This is a genomic window from Vibrio xiamenensis, from assembly GCF_900100015.1.
Taxonomy (GTDB): Bacteria; Pseudomonadota; Gammaproteobacteria; order Enterobacterales; family Vibrionaceae; genus Vibrio; species Vibrio xiamenensis.
The window spans coordinates 78,342-102,156 of record NZ_FNDD01000018.1 but is presented as its reverse complement, the minus strand read 5'-3'; the positions used below and the strand labels follow the sequence as shown (position 1 = coordinate 102,156).

Annotated in this window: 28 protein-coding genes; 5 read left to right on the top strand and 23 right to left on the bottom strand. The window is 48.4% G+C overall.

The features are described from left to right. The first annotated feature begins 25 nt into the window (after positions 1 to 25). From mnmC to BLS03_RS15115, 3 genes are all read left to right on the top strand, one after another. Positions 26 to 2,044, top strand: a complete 2,019-nt coding sequence (gene mnmC, locus BLS03_RS15125; protein WP_093275658.1) for a bifunctional tRNA (5-methylaminomethyl-2-thiouridine)(34)-methyltransferase MnmC2/FAD-dependent 5-carboxymethylaminomethyl-2-thiouridine(34) oxidoreductase MnmC1 — start codon at positions 26 to 28, stop codon at positions 2,042 to 2,044. A gap of 228 nt (positions 2,045 to 2,272) precedes the next feature. Continuing rightward, positions 2,273 to 2,452, top strand: coding sequence for a DUF1328 domain-containing protein (locus BLS03_RS15120; RefSeq protein ID WP_093275657.1), 180 nt, complete (start codon positions 2,273 to 2,275; stop codon positions 2,450 to 2,452). A gap of 83 nt (positions 2,453 to 2,535) precedes the next feature. Next, positions 2,536 to 2,976 carry a hemerythrin domain-containing protein gene (locus BLS03_RS15115; RefSeq protein WP_093275654.1) on the top strand — a complete coding sequence of 147 codons (441 nt, stop codon included), beginning with the start codon at positions 2,536 to 2,538 and terminating at the stop codon, positions 2,974 to 2,976. A 101-nt stretch (positions 2,977 to 3,077) separates the two neighbouring features. Here BLS03_RS15115 and BLS03_RS15110 read toward each other — a convergent pair whose 3' ends face one another. The 4 genes from BLS03_RS15110 to BLS03_RS25675 all read right to left on the bottom strand — a co-directional run bounded on the left by BLS03_RS15110 (position 3,078) and on the right by BLS03_RS25675 (position 4,698). Beyond that, positions 3,078 to 3,605, bottom strand: a complete 528-nt coding sequence (locus BLS03_RS15110; protein ID WP_093275651.1) for an NADPH-dependent FMN reductase — start codon at positions 3,603 to 3,605, stop codon at positions 3,078 to 3,080. 126 nt (positions 3,606 to 3,731) lie between these two features. Then, positions 3,732 to 3,995: a YfcL family protein gene (locus tag BLS03_RS15105; protein WP_093275648.1), complete on the bottom strand. Its 264-nt coding sequence runs from the start codon at positions 3,993 to 3,995 to the stop codon at positions 3,732 to 3,734. 42 nt (positions 3,996 to 4,037) lie between these two features. Continuing rightward, a complete protein-coding gene (locus BLS03_RS15100) occupies positions 4,038 to 4,568 on the bottom strand; it encodes an elongation factor P hydroxylase (protein WP_093275646.1) in 531 nt (176 codons plus the stop codon). Then, on the bottom strand, positions 4,558 to 4,698 hold the full coding sequence (locus BLS03_RS25675) for a hypothetical protein (protein WP_176765609.1): 141 nt from the start codon (positions 4,696 to 4,698) through the stop codon (positions 4,558 to 4,560). Before BLS03_RS25675 ends, BLS03_RS15100 begins: the two co-directional genes overlap by 11 nt. A 90-nt stretch (positions 4,699 to 4,788) precedes the next feature. Here BLS03_RS25675 and BLS03_RS15095 point away from each other — a divergent pair, with 90 nt between their 5' ends. Beyond that, positions 4,789 to 5,412, top strand: coding sequence for a trimeric intracellular cation channel family protein (locus tag BLS03_RS15095; protein ID WP_093275644.1), 624 nt, complete (start codon positions 4,789 to 4,791; stop codon positions 5,410 to 5,412). A 99-nt stretch (positions 5,413 to 5,511) separates the two neighbouring features. Here BLS03_RS15095 and aroC read toward each other — a convergent pair whose 3' ends face one another. Further along, positions 5,512 to 6,597, bottom strand: coding sequence for a chorismate synthase (aroC, locus tag BLS03_RS15090; RefSeq protein ID WP_093275642.1), 1,086 nt, complete (start codon positions 6,595 to 6,597; stop codon positions 5,512 to 5,514). Positions 6,598 to 6,786: 189 nt separating this feature from the next. Next, complete coding sequence (prmB, locus tag BLS03_RS15085; protein WP_093275639.1) at positions 6,787 to 7,719, bottom strand: 50S ribosomal protein L3 N(5)-glutamine methyltransferase; 933 nt, start codon at positions 7,717 to 7,719, stop codon at positions 6,787 to 6,789. 64 nt (positions 7,720 to 7,783) lie between these two features. Here prmB and smrB point away from each other — a divergent pair, with 64 nt between their 5' ends. Continuing rightward, positions 7,784 to 8,314 (top strand): endonuclease SmrB, encoded by a 531-nt coding sequence (gene smrB / locus BLS03_RS15080; RefSeq protein WP_093275637.1) that lies wholly within the window; start codon positions 7,784 to 7,786, stop codon positions 8,312 to 8,314. Positions 8,315 to 8,329: 15 nt separating this feature from the next. On the opposite strand, the gene flhB is transcribed toward smrB, so the two are convergent. The 17 genes from flhB to BLS03_RS14995 all read right to left on the bottom strand — a co-directional run bounded on the left by flhB (position 8,330) and on the right by BLS03_RS14995 (position 23,804). Then, positions 8,330 to 9,460, bottom strand: a complete 1,131-nt coding sequence (gene flhB / locus BLS03_RS15075) for a flagellar biosynthesis protein FlhB (RefSeq protein ID WP_093275634.1) — start codon at positions 9,458 to 9,460, stop codon at positions 8,330 to 8,332. A 16-nt stretch (positions 9,461 to 9,476) separates the two neighbouring features. Then, positions 9,477 to 10,259: a flagellar biosynthetic protein FliR gene (gene fliR / locus BLS03_RS15070; protein WP_093275631.1), complete on the bottom strand. Its 783-nt coding sequence runs from the start codon at positions 10,257 to 10,259 to the stop codon at positions 9,477 to 9,479. Between the two features lie 8 nt (positions 10,260 to 10,267). Then, the gene (gene fliQ, locus BLS03_RS15065; RefSeq protein WP_093275629.1) at positions 10,268 to 10,537 is read right to left on the bottom strand and encodes a flagellar biosynthesis protein FliQ; all 270 of its coding nucleotides are present in this window, start codon (positions 10,535 to 10,537) and stop codon (positions 10,268 to 10,270) included. Between the two features lie 9 nt (positions 10,538 to 10,546). Continuing rightward, complete coding sequence (gene fliP / locus BLS03_RS15060) at positions 10,547 to 11,386, bottom strand: flagellar type III secretion system pore protein FliP (protein ID WP_425445115.1); 840 nt, start codon at positions 11,384 to 11,386, stop codon at positions 10,547 to 10,549. Between the two features lie 25 nt (positions 11,387 to 11,411). Continuing rightward, positions 11,412 to 11,801, bottom strand: coding sequence for a flagellar biosynthetic protein FliO (gene fliO, locus BLS03_RS15055; RefSeq protein WP_093275677.1), 390 nt, complete (start codon positions 11,799 to 11,801; stop codon positions 11,412 to 11,414). A 9-nt stretch (positions 11,802 to 11,810) separates the two neighbouring features. Further along, positions 11,811 to 12,221, bottom strand: a complete 411-nt coding sequence (fliN, locus tag BLS03_RS15050; RefSeq protein ID WP_093275624.1) for a flagellar motor switch protein FliN — start codon at positions 12,219 to 12,221, stop codon at positions 11,811 to 11,813. A gap of 35 nt (positions 12,222 to 12,256) precedes the next feature. Continuing rightward, on the bottom strand, positions 12,257 to 13,306 hold the full coding sequence (fliM, locus tag BLS03_RS15045; RefSeq protein ID WP_093275622.1) for a flagellar motor switch protein FliM: 1,050 nt from the start codon (positions 13,304 to 13,306) through the stop codon (positions 12,257 to 12,259). Between the two features lie 8 nt (positions 13,307 to 13,314). After that, positions 13,315 to 13,815: a flagellar basal body-associated protein FliL gene (gene fliL / locus BLS03_RS15040; protein ID WP_093275620.1), complete on the bottom strand. Its 501-nt coding sequence runs from the start codon at positions 13,813 to 13,815 to the stop codon at positions 13,315 to 13,317. Positions 13,816 to 13,847: 32 nt separating this feature from the next. Further along, positions 13,848 to 15,362, bottom strand: coding sequence for a flagellar hook-length control protein FliK (locus BLS03_RS15035; protein WP_093275618.1), 1,515 nt, complete (start codon positions 15,360 to 15,362; stop codon positions 13,848 to 13,850). Between the two features lie 92 nt (positions 15,363 to 15,454). Beyond that, the gene (gene fliJ / locus BLS03_RS15030) at positions 15,455 to 15,910 is read right to left on the bottom strand and encodes a flagellar export protein FliJ (RefSeq protein WP_093275615.1); all 456 of its coding nucleotides are present in this window, start codon (positions 15,908 to 15,910) and stop codon (positions 15,455 to 15,457) included. A gap of 6 nt (positions 15,911 to 15,916) precedes the next feature. After that, positions 15,917 to 17,236: a flagellar protein export ATPase FliI gene (fliI, locus tag BLS03_RS15025; RefSeq protein WP_093275613.1), complete on the bottom strand. Its 1,320-nt coding sequence runs from the start codon at positions 17,234 to 17,236 to the stop codon at positions 15,917 to 15,919. Further along, the gene (gene fliH / locus BLS03_RS15020) at positions 17,236 to 18,039 is read right to left on the bottom strand and encodes a flagellar assembly protein FliH (RefSeq protein ID WP_093275611.1); all 804 of its coding nucleotides are present in this window, start codon (positions 18,037 to 18,039) and stop codon (positions 17,236 to 17,238) included. Before fliH ends, fliI begins: the two co-directional genes overlap by 1 nt. A 77-nt stretch (positions 18,040 to 18,116) precedes the next feature. Beyond that, the gene (fliG, locus tag BLS03_RS15015) at positions 18,117 to 19,172 is read right to left on the bottom strand and encodes a flagellar motor switch protein FliG (RefSeq protein WP_093275609.1); all 1,056 of its coding nucleotides are present in this window, start codon (positions 19,170 to 19,172) and stop codon (positions 18,117 to 18,119) included. After that, positions 19,165 to 20,910: a flagellar basal-body MS-ring/collar protein FliF gene (fliF, locus tag BLS03_RS15010; RefSeq protein ID WP_093275607.1), complete on the bottom strand. Its 1,746-nt coding sequence runs from the start codon at positions 20,908 to 20,910 to the stop codon at positions 19,165 to 19,167. Before fliF ends, fliG begins: the two co-directional genes overlap by 8 nt. 16 nt (positions 20,911 to 20,926) lie before the next feature. Continuing rightward, entirely contained in the window at positions 20,927 to 21,238 is a 312-nt protein-coding gene (gene fliE / locus BLS03_RS15005) for a flagellar hook-basal body complex protein FliE (RefSeq protein ID WP_093275603.1), read from the bottom strand. A gap of 95 nt (positions 21,239 to 21,333) precedes the next feature. Next, positions 21,334 to 22,743: a sigma-54-dependent transcriptional regulator gene (locus tag BLS03_RS15000; RefSeq protein ID WP_093275601.1), complete on the bottom strand. Its 1,410-nt coding sequence runs from the start codon at positions 22,741 to 22,743 to the stop codon at positions 21,334 to 21,336. A 2-nt stretch (positions 22,744 to 22,745) separates the two neighbouring features. Further along, positions 22,746 to 23,804, bottom strand: a complete 1,059-nt coding sequence (locus BLS03_RS14995) for a sensor histidine kinase (protein ID WP_093275598.1) — start codon at positions 23,802 to 23,804, stop codon at positions 22,746 to 22,748. Positions 23,805 to 23,815: the final 11 nt, after the last annotated feature.

Below are 23,815 nucleotides of genomic sequence, written 5' to 3'. Positions count from 1 at the left end.
TCTATATTCACAGTTCTCAGACATTATGACAACCATAAACCACGCCCAACTCGACTGGAATGAAGCTGGCACTCCAGTGTCCGATCAGTTCGATGACGTCTATTTTTCTAACGTCAACGGTCTTGAAGAAACACGTTATGTGTTTCTCACGCAAAATCATCTGCCACAAAGATGGCAAAGTTATGAAAAGCGCCGTTTTGTATTGGGTGAAACTGGGTTTGGAACTGGCCTCAACTTTCTTGCCGCTTGGCAGTGGTTTGAACAATTTAGACAGCAAAATCCAGACGCGCCACTCAAAGAACTGCATTTCATTAGTTTTGAGAAGTACCCACTTAATATTGATGACCTAGTTAAAGCCCATCAAGCATGGCCAGAGCTGGCACATTACGCCAAACAGCTTCAAGCCCACTACCCTATCGCAGTGCCAGAATGCCATCGCATCGTATTGGCGGGCGGGATGATTACGCTCGATCTGTGGTTTGGCGATATCAAAGATTGTTTGCCTCAAGTGCCATGCGGGGAAGCGGGTATCATTGATGCGTGGTTCCTTGACGGTTTTGCACCGAGCAAAAACCCAGAGATGTGGAATCAACAGCTATTTGATGGCATGGCGAAACTGGCCAAAACTGGTGGTACCTGCGCCACCTTTACCTCTGCTGGTTTTGTGCGCCGCGGCTTGATTGAAGCTGGCTTTGAGATGAAAAAAGTCAAAGGTTTTGGCACTAAGCGTGAAATGATCGCCGGTCACCTCCCGAAAAGGGTCAGTCGCGGCAATATCAAACCATGGTTTGCACGCAGCCACGCCGAAGAGTGTAATGATATCGCGATCATCGGCGGCGGTATTGCTAGCGCAACGCTCGCCAAACAGCTGGCCCAGCGCGGCAAAAAGGTCACCTTATACTGTCAAGATGCAAGACCCGCTCAAGGCGCATCAGGTAATCGCCAAGGTGCGGTGTATCCGCTGCTCAATCACAACCATAGCGGCGTATCGCGAGTGTTTGCAGCGAGCTTTTTATTTGCGCGTCAGTTTGTTACTCAAATCGCACAGCAGCACAGCTTTGACCACAGCTGGTGCGGCGTCACCCAGCTGATGTGGAATGAAAGTGCAACAGAGAAACTAAAACGCATTGTCGCCGCAGAGTTTAATCCGCAGCTAATCTGCGAACTCGACCAACAGCAAACCGCCGAGCGCGTGGGCCTGCCAACGGGCTGCGCCAGTGTCGATTATCCACTTGGAGGCTGGTTGTCACCTTCGCAGCTCACTCAAGCTATCTTGAATGAGCTTGAGCAAAGTGGCGCTTTGACCTGCCACTATCAGCATCAAGTGACCAACTTAACATGGCTGAACAACACCAAATGTTGGCAACTTTCCAGCTCGCAAGGTGAATTTCGGCACCAAGTGGTCGTCCTAGCGAACGGCCACGAGTTTGACCGTTTTGCGCAAAGCCAATCTTTGCCTCTTGCCAAAGTTAAAGGTCAAGTCAGCCATATTCCAACCACGCCCAAACTGAGCAAACTCAACACAGTGCTGTGTTATGACGGCTATATGACGCCATGTAACCCGAATAATCAGCAGCACTGTATCGGAGCCAGTTACGATCGCACGCATATCGACCAACAATTTGACCCGCAAGCTCAGCAAGATAACGCAGAGAAACTCGCGCAATGTTTGCCAAGCCAAACTTGGCCACACGATGTCGATGTGAGCGCCAATCAGTCGCGTCAAGGCGTGCGCTGCGTCAGTCGCGATCATCTGCCATTTATTGGTAACGTCGGCGACTTTGATGCGATCGTCGAAAACTATCGCAATCTTGCTGAGCTTGAAGAGCAGCATGCCGAGCCAGTCGCCAACTATCAGCAGCTATATTGCCTCGTAGGGCTTGGTTCCCGCGGCTTAAGCTCTGCGCCACTGATGGCAGAACTGTTAGCCTCGCATATTTGCGCCGATCCGCTTCCCCTCGCCGTCGACTTACTGGAAGCACTGCACCCAAGTCGCATGTGGGTTCGTAAACTGCGTAAAGGCAAAGCGCTAAGCCAAGCCTAATTGCTCTTCGCACTTACAAATTTCCCGCTGATACCGCTACTTCCAGGTAGCGGTATCTTATTGCTTCCTCTCGCTATTTCTTACACAGGCGTCGGTAATAAATTCACATCCAAGCCGTTGGAATCCATTCTAAAAAACAAAAATACAATAAAAACAGTTAGTTAAAAACTGGCACAGCGTTCGCTTATTTCACCTTACACTCATTGCAAAATCTGTAGGAGAGTCAAAATGCTTAAATGGATGCTGATATTTTTAGTTGTCGCGCTGATTTCTGGCGCCCTAGGTTTTACCGGTATTGCTGGCGTAGCCGCAAGCATTGCAAAAGTCTTGTTCTATGTGTTTGTTGTGCTGTTTATCGTTGCGCTCGTCATGAATTTTAGTGCTATGGGCAGTAATCGCAGACTGTAATCACGAAGCCTTGAACAAATAGTAACGTCAACCGCAACGATAAGTTACAGCAACAGTAAGTCACAGCAATAAAGAGGTGAAAAATGAATACGATTTTTGATGCACTACGTGAAAGCCATGAAAAACAACGTTTATTGATCGACGCTTTACTAAAAACCAGCGGCGAAAGTAAATCACGCAGCGAGTTCTACCAACAATTGAAACAAGAACTTCAGCTGCACGCCGAAGCCGAAGAGCGCCATTTCTATATTCCGTTGATGAAAAAAGATGCGACCATCGACATGAGCCGCCACGGTATTTCTGAACATCATTCAATCGACAAAATTATCGCCGAATTAGATAACACCGATTTGGACTCTCCCGCTTGGCTTACGCATATGAAATCGTTGCGCCATCAGGTATTACACCATTTAGAAGAGGAAGAGCAACGTATCTTCCAAATGGCGGGGAAAGTCATGGGCGAGCAACAAAAAACCGATCTCGCGGCGAAATATCAGCAAGAGATGGGCGAAGTGGTTCATTAAATACCTAATAACTTCAGAGCCGGCATGGTGAAAACAGAGGCAATAAAAAACGCCTTACCCATATGGGTAAGGCGTTTTCATAATAGATTGAAAAGAAAAACTTAGGCAGTAAGCGCTGCTGCCGCTTCTTTAAGCTGTTTTTCTACATCTGAATTGGTCACTGTGCCATTTTCCATATCAAACACATCGTAGAAGTTTGGTACAGAAACCGCCGCTTTGACGTTACCGCCAAAGAATGACGCAGAACCTTGCGCAGCGGCTAATACAGATTGAGCGCCGCCAGGGCCTGGTGAAGTTGCTAGGTATACCGCTGGTTTGTTTTGGTACACTTCACGGTCGATACGTGTTGCCCAGTCAAACAAGTTTTTGTAGGCCGCAGCGTAGTGACCATTGTGCTCAGCAAAAGAGATGACTAATGCATCCGCATCACCTAGCTCACGTAAGAACGCTTGCGCGCCTTCCGATTTACCAATTTCTTTTTCCAAATCTTCGTTGAACATTGGAACTTGGAAATCGTTGATATCAAGCACCTTAACGTCTGCACCTTCTACTAGGTTAGCAGTGTAAGTGGCAAGGGCTTTGTTGATTGAAGTAGAGCTAGTAGACGCACCGAACGCAATAATTTTCATCATCTTTTCCTTATTCTTAGGGAGTGGATTTAGAATAGGAAATCGCCGTCAATTCAACAACCACAAAAATTCTATGGTCAGGTTCAAATTTTTCGAACAATGCCTCTGAGCCTCATTTTTCGCGTCTTAAACTTCGGCCACCAACTCTTGCCATAGCTCGCTGACAATCGTTCTGTCTGCTGGCGAAAGTTCCGCGCGCGCCTCTTCTAGGCTCGACTCAATGCGCGACTTCAATATCGCGATATCTTCTTCGCCTGCTTCTTCACACGCCGCTGCTGAAAGAGAAATATGTCCACGCAAATAGCCGCCTGCAAACAGTTCGTCGTCGGATGCCGAAGCGATGCGCTGGTCAATAAGCTCAAGGAGTTTTTCTTCAAATTCAATAATCATATTCGTCTCTTAGTCTAAGTCGTTAAGGTTACAAATTGGCTATTACTTAACGATAAAATCATCGCGGCTAAGCGCTGGAGTGGCATAAAACGCTGCGAGTGCATCAGATAACTGCTGCACACGAGGAGGCAATCCGTTGTCAAGAATCGTCAAGACTTCTTGATGCACGCGCGAGAAAAAGCCCAATCGATCAGGCTCAAAATCGCCGTGTAGATTGTCACAACTGACATTAAAAGGAAACCCAGCGCTGACGGATAATATCCATTCATACGCTTGCGGGCGAATTTCGACTTTTTCAAACTCCGCTTGTTTTTGTTCGGTGCGCCCGTCCGGTTCATACCAATAACCAAAATCTTCCAGCAGCCGACGCTCAGGGCCTGCCACACACCAGTGGGCAATTTCATGCAGCGCAGAGGCAAAAAAACCGTGGGCGAAAATGATTCGATGATGAGGAATTTGATCATCGGCCGGCAGGTAAATGGGTTCATCACCACCCAGCTCAAGCTTAGTGTTGTAGTGCTCAAAAAACGTGGCATTAAAAATCGCAATTAGATCTTGATAGCTATGGGTCATCGCTTGCGGTTTGGCTGTCGAGTTTAAAGGTCGGCATTTTCGCTTTTTTCGTTTGTAAGGTAAAGACAATCGCGAAGTTGAGAAATGAGTCAATGTTATTCGAATGGCGTTCTAAACCGATATAATTCATTCGTCATCACCACAAGAAACCACTACACTTGCGGCTCATTTTTTACGCTGCTTTTGACTCAACGGGCAGTGAAACTCAATTGATCGAATTATGTTACTCAGTGTTTTGTATATCATAGGAATTACCGCCGAGGCGATGACCGGTGCACTTAGTGCCGGACGTCGTAAAATGGATTGGTTCGGGGTAATTTTAGTTGCCAGCGCGACAGCGATTGGCGGCGGCACCGTTAGGGATATTCTACTGGGCCACTACCCACTTGGTTGGGTTGCACACCCGCATTTTTTGATGATCACCTGCCTTGCTGGGGTGTTGACCACTTGGCTATATAAATGGGTGATTCGTCTTAGAGGCCTGTTCATACGCCTCGACGCTCTTGGTTTAGTGGTGTTTAGCATCATAGGTACCAAAGTCGCGATGGGGATGGCTCACCATCCGCTGATCTGCGTGGTTTCCGGCGTCGTCACTGGCGTATTTGGTGGGTTACTCCGCGATTTAATCTGTCGCCGCACACCGTTAGTGTTGCATGAGGAGCTTTACGCTTCCGTTTCAGCGGTTGCCTCAGGGGTGTATCTGGTGATGATTCGCTACGCAGTCGATGACATTACCGCCACCATAGTGACGATTTTGATTGGCTATCTGCTGCGAATGGCCGCTGTACGCTTTAAATGGTGCCTACCTAGCTTTCATCTTGAGTCCGAAAACTCGCTGCATTAGGCATAGCTTCAAAGCACTAAAAACAAAAAGCTCGCTAATTCACTTAGCGAGCTTTTTGTTTACTTGTTGCTATCGACTTGGCGCAAGAGGCTCAAATCATCAGATTTTTGGCGTTTCAGTTTCGACCGCAAAGTTCTGACCGCGATGACGCAGTAAATGATCCATCAATACAATCGCCAACATCGCTTCCGCGATCGGCACCGCGCGAATACCCACACATGGGTCGTGGCGGCCTTTGGTGATAAGCTCAGTCGGCTCACCCTGCTTAGTAATGGTTTTACCCGGTACGGTAATGCTGGATGTCGGTTTCAGCGCAATGTTGGCAACGATGTCTTGACCGGTTGAAATCCCGCCCAAAATGCCACCAGCGTGGTTGCTGCCAAAGCCTTCTGGGCTAAGGGTATCGCGATGCTGACTGCCTTTTTGCCCAACCACATCGAAACCATCGCCGATTTCAACGCCTTTCACCGCATTAATGCTCATTAACGCATGAGCAATATCCGCATCAAGACGGTCAAATACTGGCTCACCGAGGCCGACTGGCACTTGCGTCGCAACGACTTGAATTTTAGCGCCAATCGAATCGCCCTCTTTCTTTAAGTCACGAATCAATTGGTCAAATTGGTCGACTTTGTCCACATCTGGGCAGAAGAACGCGTTGTTCTCGATTTCATTCCAATCGACTTTGTCGATAGAAATATCGCCCATTTGCGCTAGATAGGCGCGAATTTCAACGCCAAACACTTGCTTAAGGTATTTCTTCGCAATCGCACCTGCCGCCACACGCATCGCCGTTTCGCGCGCCGATGAACGACCCCCGCCGCGATAATCGCGAATGCCATACTTTTGATGATAGGTATAGTCAGCGTGACCGGGACGGAATTTGTCTTTGATATCAGAGTAATCTTTCGAACGCTGATCGGTGTTTTCAATCAGCAAGCCAATTGATGTACCGGTGGTTTTACCTTCGAACACGCCAGAAAGGATTTTAACTTCATCCGCCTCTCGACGTTGGGTGGTGTAACGCGACGTGCCCGGTTTACGTCGATCGAGATCGGTTTGCAGATCCGTTTCACTGATCTCTAAGCCGGGAGGACAACCGTCAACGACGCAGCCCAATGCGATGCCGTGACTTTCGCCAAACGTGGTTACTCGGAAATGTTGTCCGATGCTATTTCCTGCCATTAGTTCCTCAAATTCGCGGGATAGTGAGCCCTTCACTATCAACCGTGCGTTCCATTGTTCGTATTTTCATACTCGCTTTTCTATTCTTGGATGTAAAGCCCTAAAATCGATCAAATCCGCATTCTGTTTGAATAAAAAAATGCCAGCTTATTGCTGGCATCTTTCAATTCATCACTGATACAAACTCACTTAATCTTTATAAAGTGAGAATTCCGCTGCGCAGTCGACCAATTGAGCGCGAGTCAGCATAAATACGCCATGACCGCCGTTTTCAAACTCAATCCAAGTAAACGGAATCTCAGGGTACTGTTCCATCATATGCACCATGGAATTGCCCACTTCACAGATCAAAATACCGTCATCGGTGAGATAATCAGGCGCATTCGCCAAAATGCGGCGCACGAGTTTCAGGCCGTCACTGCCCGCCGCTAAGCCGAGTTCTGGCTCATGAGTAAATTCTTCTGGCAAGTTGCTCATGTCTTCTTCATCCACATACGGTGGATTAGTGACAATCAAGTTGTACTTCTCTTGCGTCAGGTCACGGAACAAATCCGAGCGAATAGGAAATACCTGCTGCTCCATGCCGTGATCTTGAATATTTTGCTCAGCCACTTCCAAAGCGCCCGGAGAGATATCAATCGCATCCACTTCGGCATCTGGAAAAGCATGCGCACAAGCAATCGCAATACAGCCGCTGCCAGTACACATATCCATAATGCGCATTGGTTCTTCCACCAACCATGGCTGGAACTGATTCTGAATCAGCTCGCCAATCGGTGAACGTGGCACCAACACGCGCTCATCGACGAAAAACTCTAAACCGCAGAACCACGCTTTGTTGGTTAGGTACGCGGTTGGGGTTTTTTCGTTAATACGACGAATCACACGTTCAACAATGCGCAAACGCTCACTACTGGTTAAACGAGAATTCAATACATGCGGAGGGACATCTATCGGCAAATAGAGTGTAGGAAGGATAAGCTGAACCGCTTCGTCCCAAGCATTATCGGTCCCTTGACCGTAGAAAAGATTGGCAGCGTTAAAACGACTTACCGTCCAGCGAATCATATCCTGAAGCGTATGAAGTTCTGAAACTGCTTCTTCAATAAAAATCTTATCCAAAATTGCCTCCGAAAAGCGCTACAATACCGCCAACTTGATTTGAACAAACCGTTGATACAATCCAATGAGCGATAAAGACTCCCATTTAGATGACGATTTCTCCTTATTCAAGGAAGCGATGCAAGGCGTCAAAAAGTTGCAACAGGATACCATAGTCCAGCAGCCAAAAAGAAACACTAAACAAAAAGAGATCCTGCGTAACCAACGTGAATCGAGCGACAACGAGTTTTACTTCTCCGACGAATTCGTCCCCCATCTGAGTGACGATGGTCCGACTCGTTACGCGCGTAGTGATGTTTCTAATTATGAAGTAAAACGGCTGCGTCGTGGTGTGTATGTGCCGGATGTTTTTTTGGATATGCACGGAATGACGCAAGTTGAGGCCAAACGGGAGCTTGGTTCGATGATTGCCTACTGCGTGAAAAACAATGTTCACTGCGCCTGTGTGCAACATGGCATCGGCAAACATATTCTAAAACAGCAAGCACCACTGTGGCTTGCACAGCACCCAGATGTAATGGCGTTTCACCAAGCTCCGCTTGAGTTTGGCGGAAATGGTGCGCTGCTGGTGCTACTCTCCATCCCTGAAAAGTAACCTTTCTAGACGCATTTAGTGGCGAAGATCCGGCGGAATTGGCAACTCCTCCGGTTTCAACTTCGGACGCTGACCACCACGCTTACGGTACTGTTTTAGCTGGAAAACATACGCCAGAATTTGCGCCACCGCGGTAAACAAACCGTCTGGAATTTCTTGTTCCAGCTCAGTGGTATGGTACAGCGCACGCGCCAGTGGCGGCGCTGGAATCACATAGATATCGTGCTCGCGCGCCACTTCACGAATTTTTAGCGCTAAATGATCCACCCCTTTTGCCACCACAACTGGCGCGCGATCGGTGTCATGCTTATAACGCAGTGCCACCGAGAAGTGCTCCGGGTTGGTGACAATAACATCCGCTTGCGGGACATCCGCCATCATTCGGCGCTGAGCTGCTTCACGTTGCAACATACGAATACGCCCTTTGACTTCCGGTTTCCCTTCGGTTTCTTTGTATTCGTCTTTGACCTCTTGCTTAGTCATTTTAAGCTGATTGGTGTGCTGCCACAGCTGGAATGGAATATCGATAGCCACCACCACCAGCAGCGAACAGCTAATCAACAGGATAAAATTAAGCAGAATATCTAGGGCGTGAAAGATGTTTTGCGGAAACACATCCATACTGAGCTGAAACAGGTCAGCTTTGGCGGAATTGATCAGGTAGAAGGCAACACCCGACACCAGCGCCACTTTCAAAATCGATTTGATAAGTTCAACCCAGCTCTGCATTCCGACCATACGTTTGATGCCGCTAAGTGGGTTCATTTTGGAAAGTTTCGGCCGCGCCGCTTCCATCGAAAAATTGATCCCGCCAACGCCTGCTGCGCCGATGGTCGCGGCAACAAATAGCGTAATCAGGATCAGCAGCAGCGGCAAAATCAGACTCGAGAGTGCGCCCAATACGATGTCGAACAGCTTAGGCACATCAAAAATTTCTTCGCGGCTTAAGCTAAATAGCCTACCCATGGTATGGAACAAGCCATTGGCCAGCGAATCGCCAAACCACATTAATGAAATCGCGCCCACCACCAGAACGGAAACCGACGCTAACTCTTTTGACCTTGCAACCTGCCCTTTTTCTCGCGCCTGTTGCAAGCGCTTGGGCGTGGCTTCTTCGGTACGTTCTTGACCGTCTGATTCTGCCATATCAGCCTCCTAGCCCTTAACAATCCAAGCGTATGAAGCGGCAAATCTGCCCCTCCACATCAGGCCAAAACAGATTATAGTGCGCATATAAACCTGACAGAATGTACCAGCACAGCAATAATCCAACCATTAATGCAAACGCAAAGCCCAGCGAGAAGATGTTCAGCTGCGGCGCCGCGCGGGTCATCACACCAAACGAGAGGTTAATGGTCAACAGTGCAATAATCCCCGACAGCGACATACTCAGCGCCACTTTAAACATGATGCCAAGCCACTGCGCCAATTCTCGAAAATCCACAGCGTTTAAGCGCCCCGAGCCAATCGGTAACGATTTAAAACTCAGCGCCACTAAGTGAATCATCTTTAAATGACCATCGGTGGCAAGAAAAAAGAGCGTGGCGAGGAACATAAATAGCTGACCGAGCAGCGGCGTATTCTGCCCGTTGGCAGGGTCAACCATAGACGCAAAACCCAAGCTCGACTGCATACCCAAAATTTGACCCAAAATAACGAAAGTTTGAATCATAAACTGAGTGATGGTACCCATCGCGACACCGATGATGATCTGCTCCAGCAGCACCATAAAGCCCTGAAAAGAGAGCAGTTCAATATTGTCGGGTACCGCAGGAATGGCAGGCATGATGGCCAGCGTAATCGCCAGCCCCAAATAAAGACGGATACGAGTAGAGACAAAGCGCGCCCCAGTCACCGACATCACCATTAGCATCGAGGAAATGCGTGCATAGGGCCAAAAATAGTTGGCGAGCCAATCAAGAACGACGCTAGCAGGATACTCCATAGCGCCTCCTAGTACAGCACCTGAGGCAGACGTTCAATCATGGTGTAGAAGAAGTCCATCAGAGTCTGCGTCATCCAGTGGGCAAACATCATCAACGCCAATAAAGTCACGATCAGACGCGGCAAAAAACTCAATGTTTGTTCGTTGATCGAGGTTGCCGCTTGGAAAATCGCCACCACCAAACCGATAAGCAAACTCGGAATGATGATCGCGCAGACCATCATTAGCACCATCCATAGAGCTTCGCGAAATAATTCGACGAACATTTCAGGAGTCATAGCGTCTCCCTACATCGCAAAGCTGCCTGCCAGCGTCGATAGAATCAAGTTCCAACCGTCGACTAAGACAAACAACATCAGTTTAAATGGCAACGACACGATCATTGGTGACAGCATCATCATACCCATTGCCATCAATACCGATGCAACCACCAAGTCGATGATCAAAAACGGCAAGAACAGCATAAAACCGATCTGGAAGGCGGTTTTGAGTTCGGAGGTAATAAACGCGGGAATCAACACCGCCATCGACACATCTTCAGGGTTTTGCGCATCAGAGCCTGAAATGTTTACAAAGGTTTCCAAATCTTTAACGCGCGTCTGCTTAAGCATGAATTCGCGCATCGGAATTTGCGCCGTATCAAACGCTTGGCGAGCAGAGATCTGTTCGTTGAGGTAAGGCTGAATCGCTTGATCGTTAATTTTGCTCAGCACCGGTGACATAATGAAGAAAGTCAAAAATATCGCGATACCGATAATCACTTGGTTGGATGGCGTTTGTTGCAAGCCCATCGCTTGGCGCAAAATCGACATCACCACCACAATTCGCGTAAACGAGGTCATCAAAATGACCATGGCAGGCAAAAAGCCCAGCATGGTCATCAAAGCGAGAATTTGTAGGTTGATGGAGTAGTCTTCGCTACCATCGGCATTGGTGGTCATGGTAAAGGCAGGAATCCCTGCACCGCCACCGGATAAGCTACTGGTCGAAATGGTTTTCGAGTTTGCGCTCTCTTTTTCCATCGCACGGACAGTGACATCACTGGCGCCTGTAGCGTTGGATGGAATTGGGGTTTCTAGCTCTTGTTGAGCCATCGACCATGGTGAGAAAAGCGCAAGCATGGTCATAATGACCATGCTGAGCAATAAAGATTTATTTGGCATTCTTTTTCAACAGTTGCGTCAGTTGATTAGCAAACGGAGCCGGTTCTAACTCCTGTTCGGATAACGGCGTTTCCAGCTTGGAAATCAGCTGAATCGACTGGCTCGTAACACCAACGAGAAACTGTTCTTCCCCCGCCTGCACAATCACGATTCGCTCTTTGGTTCCAACTGGCAGCTGACGAACAATATTGAGGCCTTTTTGATTGGTCATGGTTGGAAAGCGCATTCGCTTGAGTAGCCATGCCAGCAATAAGATAAATGCCAGAACAAAAATCAGTGAACCAAATGTGGTTGCCCAATCTAGCTGTGCAGCGGAATTAGCCTCACCCACCGCCCAAGACAGTTGTGGAACAAAGAGCAAAAGCCCGAGCCATCGCATATTCATAAACTACCTTAACTTCTTAATTCGCTCAGTTTGGCTAATCACATCCGTCAAACGAATACCGAATTTATCGTTGACCACAACCACTTCACCGTGCGCGATCAAGGTGCCGTTAACCAGAACGTCCAAAGATTCACCCGCTAAACGCTCCAGTTCAACCACTGAACCTTGGTTTAATTGCAGTAAGTTACGAATGCTGATTTGCGAACGGCCGACTTCCATCGAAATGGTGACGGGAATATCCAGAATGGTATCCAGTTTGCGGCGTTCATCTTCTGAAATTGGCGACGAAGTGTCCTTTAATTCATCCAGCTGTGCGGCCATCACCTCATCGGTGTCCATATCTGGCGCACTTGGGTCTTCGCCTAAAGCGGCCGCCCATTCGTCAGCAAGTTTTTGGTCGTCACTTGGTTCCATACTCTGTTACCTATTATCTCTTATTTATATCGTGATTAATCTTCGATTTCGTCTTCGTCTACGTCAAAATCGGACATCACGTCTTTGCCCAGAAAAGCGATGTCGGTTTTCACCACATCGGGCCTACGAATTCGTTCAGAAATTTGAATCGCGGCGTTATCGCCGGAGCGTCCCATCTTCACACGGTAAGTGGGCAACTCTTCAACAAACATGGTTGCGTGCTCTGGCATATGAATTGGAATAATGTCGCCAGGACGAAGTTCCATCAAATCACGCAAGGAAATATCTTGTTCAAGCAGGTTGACGCGAAAATTCACCGGTACGTCCATGATCTCTTCACGCAGTGCACTGCTCCAGCGCACGTCCGTTTCCATTTTGTCCGACTGCACACCCGCATCCAGCAGTTCGCGAATCGGCTCAACCATTGAGTATGGCATGACCACGTGGAAATCACCGCCACCGCCATCCACCTCAACGTGGAACGAACTTACGACGATCACTTCCGTCGGCGATACAATATTCGCCATGCTTGGGTTCACTTCGGAATCGAGATACTCAAACTCGACGCCCATAACTGGCGCCCACGCTTCTTTGTAATCTTCAAATACGATTTTCAGCAGCAGCTGAATAATACGTCGCTCGGTTGGGGTAAATTCCCGCCCTTCAATACGAGCATGGAATCGCCCATCGCCGCCAAAAAAGTTTTCCACCAAAATAAACACCAAGCGTGCTTCCATGGTGATTAATGCGGTGCCTTTGAGTGGGCGAAAACGCACCATGTTCAAGCTGGTTGGGACATACAAGGTATTTTGGTATTCACCAAACTTCATCATTTGTACGCCGTTAATCGAAACTTCGGCGGTTTTACGCAGCATGTTAAACAAGCTGATCCGCAAGTGACGAGCAAAACGTTCGTTGATCAGTTCAAGCGTTGGCATTCGACCACGAACAATGCGGTCTTGAGAAGAGAAGTCGAAACTGACGGCCGAAGTTTCTTCTTCGACACCATGATCATCTACTTCATCGACGTCATCTACGCCGTGAAGCAGTGCATCAATTTCGTCTTGACTTAATAAATCGGTCACGCTTCACCTTATTGCATTACAAAATCAGTGAACAGCACACGTTCAATAACGGGCTGTCCGACAGCGCGAGTCAAACTCGCTTTAATATCTTCGGTAGCCTTGTTGCGCAGTTCAACACGACCAGTCGCAGTTCTTAGTTGATCAACCGTCGCCGAGGCAAAGGTTGCCAACAAAGAGCTTTCAATTAAAGGTGAATGATAGCGGGCAAGGTTTTCATTTTCTGAGCCGCGTACCATAAGTTGAACTTTAATCTGCACCATGCGATCACGTTTCTCACCAGCGACGTTGAAGATAAACGGCTGGGCGATATTAACATAAGAAACGGGCTGATCCGGTGTCGCAACTTGTTGAGCGGCAGCAGCAGAATCACCACTATCGCCATCGTCGGAACCCATGAGGAAAAAGGCAGCGCCGCCGCCACCGAGTAAAAGAACCACCACAGCAATAATAATAATGAGAAGCTTGCCTTTTCCTTTGGGGGCTTCTTGGTCTAACTGTTCGTCTGCCATAACGCTCTCTAATTGTTCTGTTTTTTTATAGTTTAAGCGTAATAACTGATTCCATCACGCTTTGTTGCTACATTGACATCAACTTTTACGTTAGCATCAAGGTTTTCATCTCCAACTGCGGTATTTGTCGCCAATTCACCCGATTCAGAACCGTTACCTTGCTGCGCATAACTGCTCTGCTGTTGACCGGCGCTTTGTTGCTGCACCGAAGTATCGGCAAGTTGTAGCCCCTGCTGAGTCAACATTTCACGAAGCCTTGGCATAGATTGCTCAATCATGTCGCGGGCTTGCGGGTTCGATACCGTGAATTGGACACTCGCCGCATCGCCATTCATATTCATGCGAATATGCAACCGGCCAAGTTCTGGCGGATCGAGGCGAATATCAATATTTTTTAAATTCTTAGACAACATCATCTGCACGCGTTCAGCCAGCTGTTCACCCGCCATATCACGCTGCAAGACTAACGGCTGCTGCGCTGCTGCGGTTTGGTCTGCTCGCATCAAAGGGTTTAGCGCATTACTTTGCCCCTGATGGCCCGCCGCATGAGCTAATTGATTGGCAAAGCTATCATCTTGACCCAGAGCAGCAGTCGCCAATTTTTCCGCCTGAACATTTTTGCCCAGATTCGCCGTCATAGACTTACCCAACGCCGCTTTCAAGGCTTCACCTTCAACCGCCGCGGTGGCTTTCTCGCCCTGCACTGTCGTCAACTGTGCACCATTAAGCTCGGCGTTTATAGCCGCTTGCTGGCCTGGTTTTTCTGGCTGCGCGGCTGCTAAAGCTTGAGCGACTGAGCCGGCAACAGGCGTTGCACTCGGCGCTTTTATGCTTTGACCATCCTTGCTAATGGAAGCGTCTTTGCTTGCTTTAGCATCATCACTTGCGCCCCAGACGATATTTTTACCCAGAACCTCAACGCCAGCCATTGAATCTGGCTTATCTTCGTCCGTCAATTCCTGCTCGCTGATTTTGCCATCAGATTTTGCTGAATCTGTCGAACTCGCGGCTTTTGAGCTTGCGACCTGACCTTGAATAAAGGCTTTGGCCGACTCAGGTAAGCCCTTCAGTTCAGAAATTTCCTGCTCGGCGTCGTCTTCAAGAGGCAAAGTTTTGCCACCTTTTTGCAACGCGCGATTTGCTTCACCTAAACGCTCAAGAATCTCGCCACCTTTGGCTAAAATCTTTTCAGAGTCTTGCTGCTCCTCGCTACTTTCAGCAGCAACTAACCGATCGCCATCGGCCTGCTCAAGGAGCGCTTGCTCAGATTCATCGCCCTCAGAAGCCACTTTGTCTTCAGAAATCACTTTGCCTTCAGGCGCTGATTCGCCTTTAGCAACCTCGGCATCGCCTTCGCCACTATGGAGTTTATCAACCGCATCACCTGCAGCCTTCGACGCTTCACGGCTGTGCTCACCCGTCACCAACGACATTAACTTGGCAAAAAATCCATCATGGGATTCCGACTCTTTAGCAGAAGACTCCACTTCTGAGGATGCTTTCGTCAGCTTACTGCTCTCTGACGACGGCATTAAATTTACATTCATAGACGCCACTCACGCGATTCATCATTACGGAAAATAATTTTAACTAAAGTATTAAAGCAATATACGAGCCAGTTATTTTTATAAAATTAAATTCACGAAAAATCATTGCCTTGAGAAAGACGTCTTGCATATTGCAAGGTGGAAAATTCATCCATGACTTTTTGTTCACGCTTCTCTTGTAAACGTAAGCGTTCGTTATGTTTTTTTTCCATCAGCCATTCATAAGATCGACGCTGCTTACGAGTCTCCATCCAATGTTGTTCGCAGTTTTCAACTTGGTGTTTGAAATGAGTTTCGGCCTGCTTTTGTTTGGCTAAGGTTTCATCCAGTGACGTTAAAAATCGATTGAGATGAGTGTATTGACTGGCGGTTAGCCCAGATTGACCGCGCTCAACCAACTGCTGGCAATAATCGAGGCGATACTGTTCGATTTGCGAAAGCTGACGATAGTAATTATCCAGTTCAGTACGAGCTTGCCCCAGCGCCATCACCGCTTGGTTTTCGCGCTCTTTTGACTGTTCAAGTAAGAAATCTAATGCGTTTTCCATCGCCGATTAGCCTCCAAGTAAGCTCTTGAGCATATTGACGCACATATCGTATGGCACACTTTCTTTCATACTCTGCTGCAGATATTCATCTAACTTCGGCTTGATGGTAAATGCGCTATCAATGGCCGGATCCGTACCCGGTTTATAAGCGCCGATCGATACCAAATCTTGGTTTTTACGGCACACCGACAGCACTTGGCGTACCGCTTTTGACATCAGCATATGCTCATCGGTAGTAATTTGCGGCATGACACGACTGACCGATTTTTCGACGTCGATGGCTGGATAATGCCCGGCGTCGGCCATTTCGCGAGACAGCACCACGTGACCATCGAGGATGGCCCTTGAAGCATCGGCGATCGGGTCTTGAAGATCGTCCCCTTCAGTTAACACCGTAAAAAATGCAGTAATTGAGCCCTGATTTTCATCGCCATTACCAGCACGTTCAACCAACGCGGGCAGCTTAGCAAACACCGATGGCGGATAACCTTTGGTTGCGGGTGGCTCGCCCACCGACAGCGCAATTTCACGCTGCGCCTGAGCAAAACGAGTTAACGAGTCGAGCAGCAACAGCACATCCAAACCTTGGTCGCGAAAATATTCCGCAACCGTAAGCGCCGTTTGACACCCCTTAAGACGCATCAGTGGCGAAGCATCGGCGGGAGCGGCCACGACCACAGAACGCTGACGGCCGTCAACACCGAGGATCTCTTCAATGAATTCTTTAACTTCTCGTCCACGCTCACCAATGAGCCCGACCACGACGACTTGCGCATTGGTACCGCGCGTCATCATACCAAGCGTCACCGACTTACCCACACCAGAACCCGCAAACAGACCAATACGCTGACCTTTGCCGACCGTAAGTAAGCCATTAATCGCTTTAATGCCGACGTCCAAAGGCTCTTTTATCGGTTTTCGGGCAAGAGGGTTGATGGGTTCTGAGTTGAAAGAGGTGCGTTTTTCGGTATAGATAGGCCCGAGTCCGTCAAGGGGATTGCCGACGCCATCAATAACGCGGCCAAGCAGTTCCATACCAACCGCAAGCCCAGCTTCGCCGGTAACCGGCGTTACTTTGGCGCCAGGCAACACGCCCGTGACTTGCTCACTGGGCATTAAAAATAGGCGTTCGCCGGAAAAGCCAACCACTTCAGCTTCCATATCGCCAGTCATGGTTTCAACTTTACACAAGCTGCCAATCGGCGCGCGGCAACCTGTTGCTTCGAGCGTCAAACCGACCACGCGTACCAACTTTCCAGACGCAACTGGCCGGCAGGTTAACCCTTCGGCTTTGTAGTGACTTAAACGTTCAGCAAGCGCTAACATTATTCGTTGCCTTGATGGTGGCGATTAACGCCGCAGAAGCTTTGAATCACAGAGCGAATACGATCTTCGACTTTGTAATTAACACTGGACTCTCCTGCTTCAATTTCGACGTCACCGCGATTTAATGCCGGTTCGCTATGCAGAGTCCAGTTTCTAAAGTTAAGCTCTTCTTCGCCATAAGATGAGCGAATGATCTCAACGTCATCAGGGTGCAGTTTTAGCGTAATGGCGTGGCCAGCAATCGGCAAAATCTCCACCGATTGCTTGATGGTATCGAGAATAAACTGAGGGTTGGTTTGAACTTCAACGTGAACGACTTCTTTTACCAGAGTCAAAACCATGTCGACCAACTGCTTTTCAACCTGAGCGTTCATTAACTCAAGAGGTTGAGCGAATTGATTGGCAAGATTGATAAAGGTTTGAACTTGCTCTTGAATGAACTCTTGCCCAGCAGCAACACCTTCAATTTTTCCGGCATTTAAGCCCTCTTGATGGCCTTGCTCAAAACCTTGTTCTTTACCCTTGTCGTAACCTTGTTTAAAGCCGGCTTCTTGGCCTTGATGCAAACCCTCCTGATAAGCTTGCTGCTTAATAAGCTCGATCTGCTCTTCGGTTAGTTCAATCGGTTCGTCAGCATCTGGCTCGTCAAACACCGGCGTCCAGCTTGGATCGTAATTCAGCGCGGTCTCTTTGGCTTGTTTATGTGTTTCTAAGCCGTAATCAGGCAACCCCCATTTTTTAGGTTGCTCTACCGCTGCGTCATTTTCGATGCGCAAAAAACCGCGTTTTCGTTCGCCCGCCATGTGCTTTCCTGATTCGCTTTGCTTAGCGGTTCAAACCTCACTTGTCGATGCAAACCGCCATATTTAATTAAAACTGATTATAAGAATTCGTCGGCGCCGCCAGACAGCATCAACTCGCCGCTGTCCGCCATACGACGTGCAATCGCCAGAATTTCTTTCTGCGCCGCTTCCACGTCAGAGACTTTGATTGGCGCCATAGCTTCTAAGTCATCACGCATCATCTCAGCAGCACGTTTCGACATGTTCTTGAAGATCTTCTCGCGTAAGGTGTCATCAGCACCTTTAAGTGCACGCTGCAACACATCTTGTGGTACGTCGCGAAGCAGTTTTTGAATACCTTGATCGTCGACTTCGTTGAGGTTTTCAAACACAAACATAAGGTCTTGGATTTGAGTCGCCATATCTTCGTCTTGATCGCGAATCTGCTCCATCAAAATGCCTTCGATGTTGTTGTCCATGTAGTTCATGATTTCGGCAGCAGCTTTCAGGCCACCAATTTTCGCCGCTTGAGCACCTGCTTGACCCGCGAACTGTTTCTCCATGATTTCGTTCAACTCTGCCAATGCCGATGGTTGAACTTCTTCAAGGTTCGCAATACGCATCATCAAATCGAGTCGGTCGCGCTCGGCAAACTGGGACAAAATTTCCGCCGACTGATCCGGTTCGAGATACGACAAAACAATGGTTTGAATCTGCGGGTGTTCGTTAAGAATAATGCTGGCAACTTGGCGTGGATCCATCCATTTGAGTGAATCCAAACCTTTTGAACCGGTTCCAAGCAGAATCTGATCCACCAAGTTGTTGGCTTTGTCCTCACCAAGCGCAGCAACCAAAGCGTTACGCATGAAGTCTTCGCTGCCCATACCAATGTTGGTGTATTTCTGGATATCTTCCAAAAAGGCGCGATGCACTGCGCTGACTTTACCTTGGCTTAAGTCTTTCGCTTTTGCCATCGCGCTACCAACACGCTGAACCTGTTTCGGTTCAAGGTGGCGAATAATGCCTGCTGCGTCTTGTTCATTAAGACTTAACAGCAGAATCGCAGCGCGCTCTTCACCGGGAATAGTCGCAATATCGACGGCATTTTCATCCATCTCGCCATCTTGGTTTTGAGGTACGATTTCGTTAGGCATCGGTCATCCAGTTCTTCACAACTTGTGCTGCTAACTCAGGCTCGTTCGCCACTAAGGCGCGCACTGCTTTCAGCACATCTTCATCTTTATGTAAGTTTGGCAAGTCAATCGTCGAGCCAAACTCAAACAAGTCACCGCCTTCAATGTCGCTACCAATCAGGCTAGTTTCGCCATCAGCACCAATTGGTAAGCCATCTGGGCCGTACAGTTGGTCGTCTTCGTCGGCCGCTGGGTTGAGCAGTTTTTTCATTGCCGGGCGAACCAGTACCAAAATCACCACAATGATGACCAGCGCACTGGCGAACCAACGAACCCAATCGTTGAAGTTCGGGTTTTCCCAAATCGGCAAATCTTGTACTTGTTCTACCTCAGGCTCAACAAACGGCATACTTAATACGTTAAGTAAGTCGCCACGTTGTTCACTATAGCCTACGGCGCCGATTAACAGCTGACGAATGTTGCTAAGCTGCGCATCGGAAAGTGGCTGATACGTGGTTTCACCGGTATCTGGATTCACCACCGCGCGATCTTTAATCGCAACCGCAACCGTTTGACGGTTAACGACACCCGTTTGGCGACGCTCATGGCTGATGGTGGTATCCAGTTCAAAGTTACGAGTCGCTTCTTTGTGCACCGAACCTTGGCCTAATAACGAGCCATCTTTCATTTGCGCCACATCTTGCGGAATGGAAGCATCCGCCGGCGGTTGGTTACTCAATGCGCCCGGTACGCCCGCAACGACATTGCCATTGTTATAATCTTCAAGTGTGTATTCGCTGCGCGTAGACGGTGTGTTCGGATCGAACTTCTTACGTGTCTGCTCCACCGCACTGAAATCCAGTTCAATATCCACTTGGGCGGTGTAATTACCCAACCCAAGAACCGGAATCAGAACCGAATCAATTTTTTCGCGCAGTGCTTGCTCTTGTTTGCGTTCAAGTTCGTGCTCTTTACGACGCGCCGCAGAGGCTGGGTCCTGTGAACCCGAGCTCAGTAAGCGGCCATGTTGATCCGTGACGGTGATGCGAGTTGGTTTCATGCCTGGAACGGCACTAGCGACCATGTCGACAATCGAATCCACTTCTTCTTGTTTAAGCGATGTGCCCATACGCAAAGTCAAAAATACCGACGCTGACGCTTCTTGATTCTGGCGCACAAACACGCTTTGTTTTGGGAGCGCCAACAGCACACGTGCTTTACGCACTTGCTGCATCTCTTCAATCGCTTTGGCTAACTGACGCTCGCGGCTCAGTTTCAAACGCTCAAGCTCAAGACGCTGCGAAACACCAAAACCCATGTCTTGCAGCAAGATTTCGTCACCCGCTTGCTTTTCGGTGTTTAAACCAGCGCGCACCATGTCGAGTTTGATGTTGTTGTATTCGCTCGATGGCACCAAAATGGTATTGCCATCGAGTTTATAATCGATTTTTTGTTGATCGAGGTGGTCAAGAACAGGAATTAATTCTTCCGTCTCGTAGGCACCTAAAGGACGCATTTCTGGCGCTTTGACCCAGAAAAACAGCATCACGATTAACGCGACACAGATAGAAATAGAGATGACCAATACCACTTGGCGCATCAAGTCGAGGTCGCCAACGGCCATATCGAATTTAGACGAGCTTTTTTCACCCAAATCTGGGTTTTGCTCTTCCATTTCGATATCAGAAGACGCTGCTACTGCAGTACTCGCTTCAGGATCCGTTACGGTCAGGTCTGTTGATTGGTTTTGCTCAGCCACAAGTCGTACCTAAAAATTACACTGGCATGTTCATCAATTCTTTGTACGCTTCCACCAGCTTATTGCGTACTTGAATAGTGGCTTCAAACGCCACGCTCGACTTGTTGCGGGCAATCATAACATCCGACAGGGAAACGTCTTCGTCACCGCGGTCAAAGCGCATTTGCATGTCGCTCGATGTCTTTTGCAGCCCATTCACATTGTTGATCGCTTTCGATAGCATGTTGCCAAAATCGGCGCCAACTTGTTGTCCAGTCGGGTTCGCTTTTGACCCCGTCGCTTCCAACATCATGGCTTGCATTTCATTTTGAAAACCGTCAATTCTCATCACTACCTCAGACGTCAACTCTTTGACAAACAGTTACTCTCTAAACTTATAGAGCAATTTGCATGCCATCTCAAAAATAACACTCAATTTAGTGTTTAACCCGGTATATCTATACCTGCATCACGCATTTTGGCTAGTTTATATCGAAGCGTACGTGGGCTGATACCCAACTTCTCAGCCATTTCTTTGCGGCGGCCATTACATTGAACCAAGGTCTCAAGAATGATCGCATACTCTTGATCTCTCAGTTCGCTACCAAGACCTGACGCACTGGCCAAATTGCTTTGCCAATCATCCATTTCAGCCACGGGAGCGATATCAGGCGTCGCGACTGTACCGGTTTCAACCACGTGTTGTAGGCTGCTGGCGTCTTGCCAATCCACACCTTCAAGCAGAATGTGATCATCACTGATATTGCCGTGTTCACTCAAAATCAGCGCGCGTTGAATGACGTTATCAAGTTCACGCACATTCCCCGGCCATGGATAGGATTGCAACTTGTTGATCGCGCCATTTGAAATGGTTGGCACAGGCATGCCCAATTTTTGACAATGACGCTCAACCAAGTGCTTCGCCAGCGGTTCAATGTCGCCTTGACGATCTTTTAGCGCAGGCCAGCTGATTGGGAACACATTGAGACGGTAATACAAGTCTTCGCGAAAGTGGCCTTCTTGCACATACTGCTTTAAGTCACGGTTACTGGTTGCGAGAACACGTACATCGAGTTTTATCGCTTTGCGGCCACCCAAGCGCTCCACTTCACGTTCTTGTAAAACGCGCAGCAGTTTGGCTTGCAGGTTGAGGTCCATTTCACTGATTTCATCAAGTAAAATGGTGCCGCCTTGAGCTTGTTCAAACTTACCCGGACAGGCTTGCACCGCACCGGTAAAGGCGCCTTTTTCATAACCAAACAAGGTCGCTTCAAGCATGTTGTCTGGAATCGCCGCACAGTTGATCGCAACAAAAGGGCCATCTTTACGACTCGATGCGTTGTGGATGTAGCGTGACATCACCTCTTTACCCGAACCGCTTGGCCCTAATACCATGACATTGGCATCGGTTTTCGCCACTTTATCTGCCAGCGCAAGTAACTTAAGGCTTTTCTCATCGGCAACCACAGCATCGCCGTTATCGTCGGATCTAACTGGGGCGTAGCGGCTGACCATATTAAGTAGCACTTCTGGTGCAAATGGCTTCGCCATATAATCGATAGCGCCCTCTTTCATTGCCGTAACCGCATCTTCAATATTGGCGTAAGCGGTCATCAGCAAAACCGGTAAATTCGGCCAATGCTGTTTAATGTTGCGCTGTAGCGCCAATCCGCCCATACCAGCCATCTGCACATCAGAAACCACGATATCGACGTTTTCTGATTTGAGTTTTACCAACGCATCTTCGGCGCTGTCCGCTTCAAGCCATTCATACCCTGCCAATGCAAGCGTATCCACGAGCGCTTCGCGTAGACCTTCATCATCTTCAACGATTAAGACTTTGCTTTGAGCCATCATTATTCTCCCGCTGTCATTTCTGGTGTGGCTTGTGTATTGCGCTCAACTGGAATACACACGGTGAAACAAGCGCCTTCGCCTGGTTCAGAATACAGTTCCAAGCGCCCATCGTGCGCTCGGCAAACCATTTGTACGACCGCAAGTCCAAGACCGGTTCCTTGCGAACGTGTGGTAAAAAAAGGTTCCATAATTTTGCTTTGTAACTCAGGTGGCACGCCCGGACCGCTATCTTGTACAGAGACGCGTAACTCGCCATCGACCACGCGCATGAACACATCGAGTTGCGATTGCTTGCCCGCAATTTGAATTGCGTTCATCACCAGATTACTTAGAGCCGAAGCTATCGCGTTAGCATTGCCCATCAGCATGGTGTCGCCATCTTCTACTTCCAAACCGTAATCGATGTGGTTGTTTTTCACTGCCGCTTCGATCATCGGTGAAAACTCATCGGCCAATTCACTGATGCTAAATGGCTGAATCACCTTGTTGTCTCCGCCTTTGGCAAACAGCAGCATATCGTTAACCTGCTTTTCCAAATCGTAGAGCCTGTCCATCAATTTGGTTTGAAAGCGATCTTTGGTCGCCGCAGGTAAATTCGGCGCAGCGAGATTTGAGGCATATAACATGGCACTGGAAAGCGGCGTTCTTACTTGATGCGCCAATGATGCAACCATGCGACCAATCGACGACAAGCGCTGCAGATCACTCACTCGCGATTGCAGCAAACGCGTTTCGGTTAAGTCGGTAATTAAAATCAGTTGCCCAGTTGCAGAAGCAGAAATCGCTAGCCGAACTTTTCGTCCGTTAATCAGAGAAATTTCATGACCGTCATCTTCACGCGGCGCAAACACTTGCTGAATGATGGCAAACCACTTTTCACCCACTAAAGGCACTTCGAGTAAACGCTGAGCTTCGGGGTTGGCTTCATGAACCACACCTTGAGTGTCGAGCAAAATAACGCCCGCGGGCATTACTTCGATCACTTGTTGATAGCGCTCCACCTGCTCTTCTAAAGAGCCTAATGGACTTGCTGGTTGTGGAGACGGTACTGTTTGCATGTCGTATTTCT

Excerpts from the sequence above, each read along its gene's own strand:
- mnmC (WP_093275658.1), top strand. The coding sequence starts at position 26 with ATGACAACCATAAACCACGCCCAACTCGACTGGAATGAAGCTGGCACT.
- BLS03_RS15120 (WP_093275657.1), top strand. The coding sequence starts at position 2,273 with ATGCTTAAATGGATGCTGATATTTTTAGTTGTCGCGCTGATTTCTGGC.
- BLS03_RS15115 (WP_093275654.1), top strand. The coding sequence starts at position 2,536 with ATGAATACGATTTTTGATGCACTACGTGAAAGCCATGAAAAACAACGT.
- BLS03_RS15110 (WP_093275651.1), bottom strand. The coding sequence starts at position 3,605 with ATGAAAATTATTGCGTTCGGTGCGTCTACTAGCTCTACTTCAATCAAC.
- BLS03_RS15105 (WP_093275648.1), bottom strand. The coding sequence starts at position 3,995 with ATGATTATTGAATTTGAAGAAAAACTCCTTGAGCTTATTGACCAGCGC.
- BLS03_RS15100 (WP_093275646.1), bottom strand. The coding sequence starts at position 4,568 with ATGACCCATAGCTATCAAGATCTAATTGCGATTTTTAATGCCACGTTT.
- BLS03_RS25675 (WP_176765609.1), bottom strand. The coding sequence starts at position 4,698 with ATGAATTATATCGGTTTAGAACGCCATTCGAATAACATTGACTCATTT.
- BLS03_RS15095 (WP_093275644.1), top strand. The coding sequence starts at position 4,789 with ATGTTACTCAGTGTTTTGTATATCATAGGAATTACCGCCGAGGCGATG.
- aroC (WP_093275642.1), bottom strand. The coding sequence starts at position 6,597 with ATGGCAGGAAATAGCATCGGACAACATTTCCGAGTAACCACGTTTGGC.
- smrB (WP_093275637.1), top strand. The coding sequence starts at position 7,784 with ATGAGCGATAAAGACTCCCATTTAGATGACGATTTCTCCTTATTCAAG.
- flhB (WP_093275634.1), bottom strand. The coding sequence starts at position 9,460 with ATGGCAGAATCAGACGGTCAAGAACGTACCGAAGAAGCCACGCCCAAG.
- fliR (WP_093275631.1), bottom strand. The coding sequence starts at position 10,259 with ATGGAGTATCCTGCTAGCGTCGTTCTTGATTGGCTCGCCAACTATTTT.
- fliQ (WP_093275629.1), bottom strand. The coding sequence starts at position 10,537 with ATGACTCCTGAAATGTTCGTCGAATTATTTCGCGAAGCTCTATGGATG.
- fliP (WP_425445115.1), bottom strand. The coding sequence starts at position 11,386 with ATGACCATGCTTGCGCTTTTCTCACCATGGTCGATGGCTCAACAAGAG.
- fliO (WP_093275677.1), bottom strand. The coding sequence starts at position 11,801 with ATGCGATGGCTCGGGCTTTTGCTCTTTGTTCCACAACTGTCTTGGGCG.
- fliN (WP_093275624.1), bottom strand. The coding sequence starts at position 12,221 with ATGGAACCAAGTGACGACCAAAAACTTGCTGACGAATGGGCGGCCGCT.
- fliL (WP_093275620.1), bottom strand. The coding sequence starts at position 13,815 with ATGGCAGACGAACAGTTAGACCAAGAAGCCCCCAAAGGAAAAGGCAAG.
- BLS03_RS15035 (WP_093275618.1), bottom strand. The coding sequence starts at position 15,362 with ATGAATGTAAATTTAATGCCGTCGTCAGAGAGCAGTAAGCTGACGAAA.
- fliJ (WP_093275615.1), bottom strand. The coding sequence starts at position 15,910 with ATGGAAAACGCATTAGATTTCTTACTTGAACAGTCAAAAGAGCGCGAA.
- fliI (WP_093275613.1), bottom strand. The coding sequence starts at position 17,236 with ATGTTAGCGCTTGCTGAACGTTTAAGTCACTACAAAGCCGAAGGGTTA.
- fliH (WP_093275611.1), bottom strand. The coding sequence starts at position 18,039 with ATGGCGGGCGAACGAAAACGCGGTTTTTTGCGCATCGAAAATGACGCA.
- fliG (WP_093275609.1), bottom strand. The coding sequence starts at position 19,172 with ATGCCTAACGAAATCGTACCTCAAAACCAAGATGGCGAGATGGATGAA.
- fliE (WP_093275603.1), bottom strand. The coding sequence starts at position 21,238 with ATGAGAATTGACGGTTTTCAAAATGAAATGCAAGCCATGATGTTGGAA.
- BLS03_RS15000 (WP_093275601.1), bottom strand. The coding sequence starts at position 22,743 with ATGGCTCAAAGCAAAGTCTTAATCGTTGAAGATGATGAAGGTCTACGC.
- BLS03_RS14995 (WP_093275598.1), bottom strand. The coding sequence starts at position 23,804 with ATGCAAACAGTACCGTCTCCACAACCAGCAAGTCCATTAGGCTCTTTA.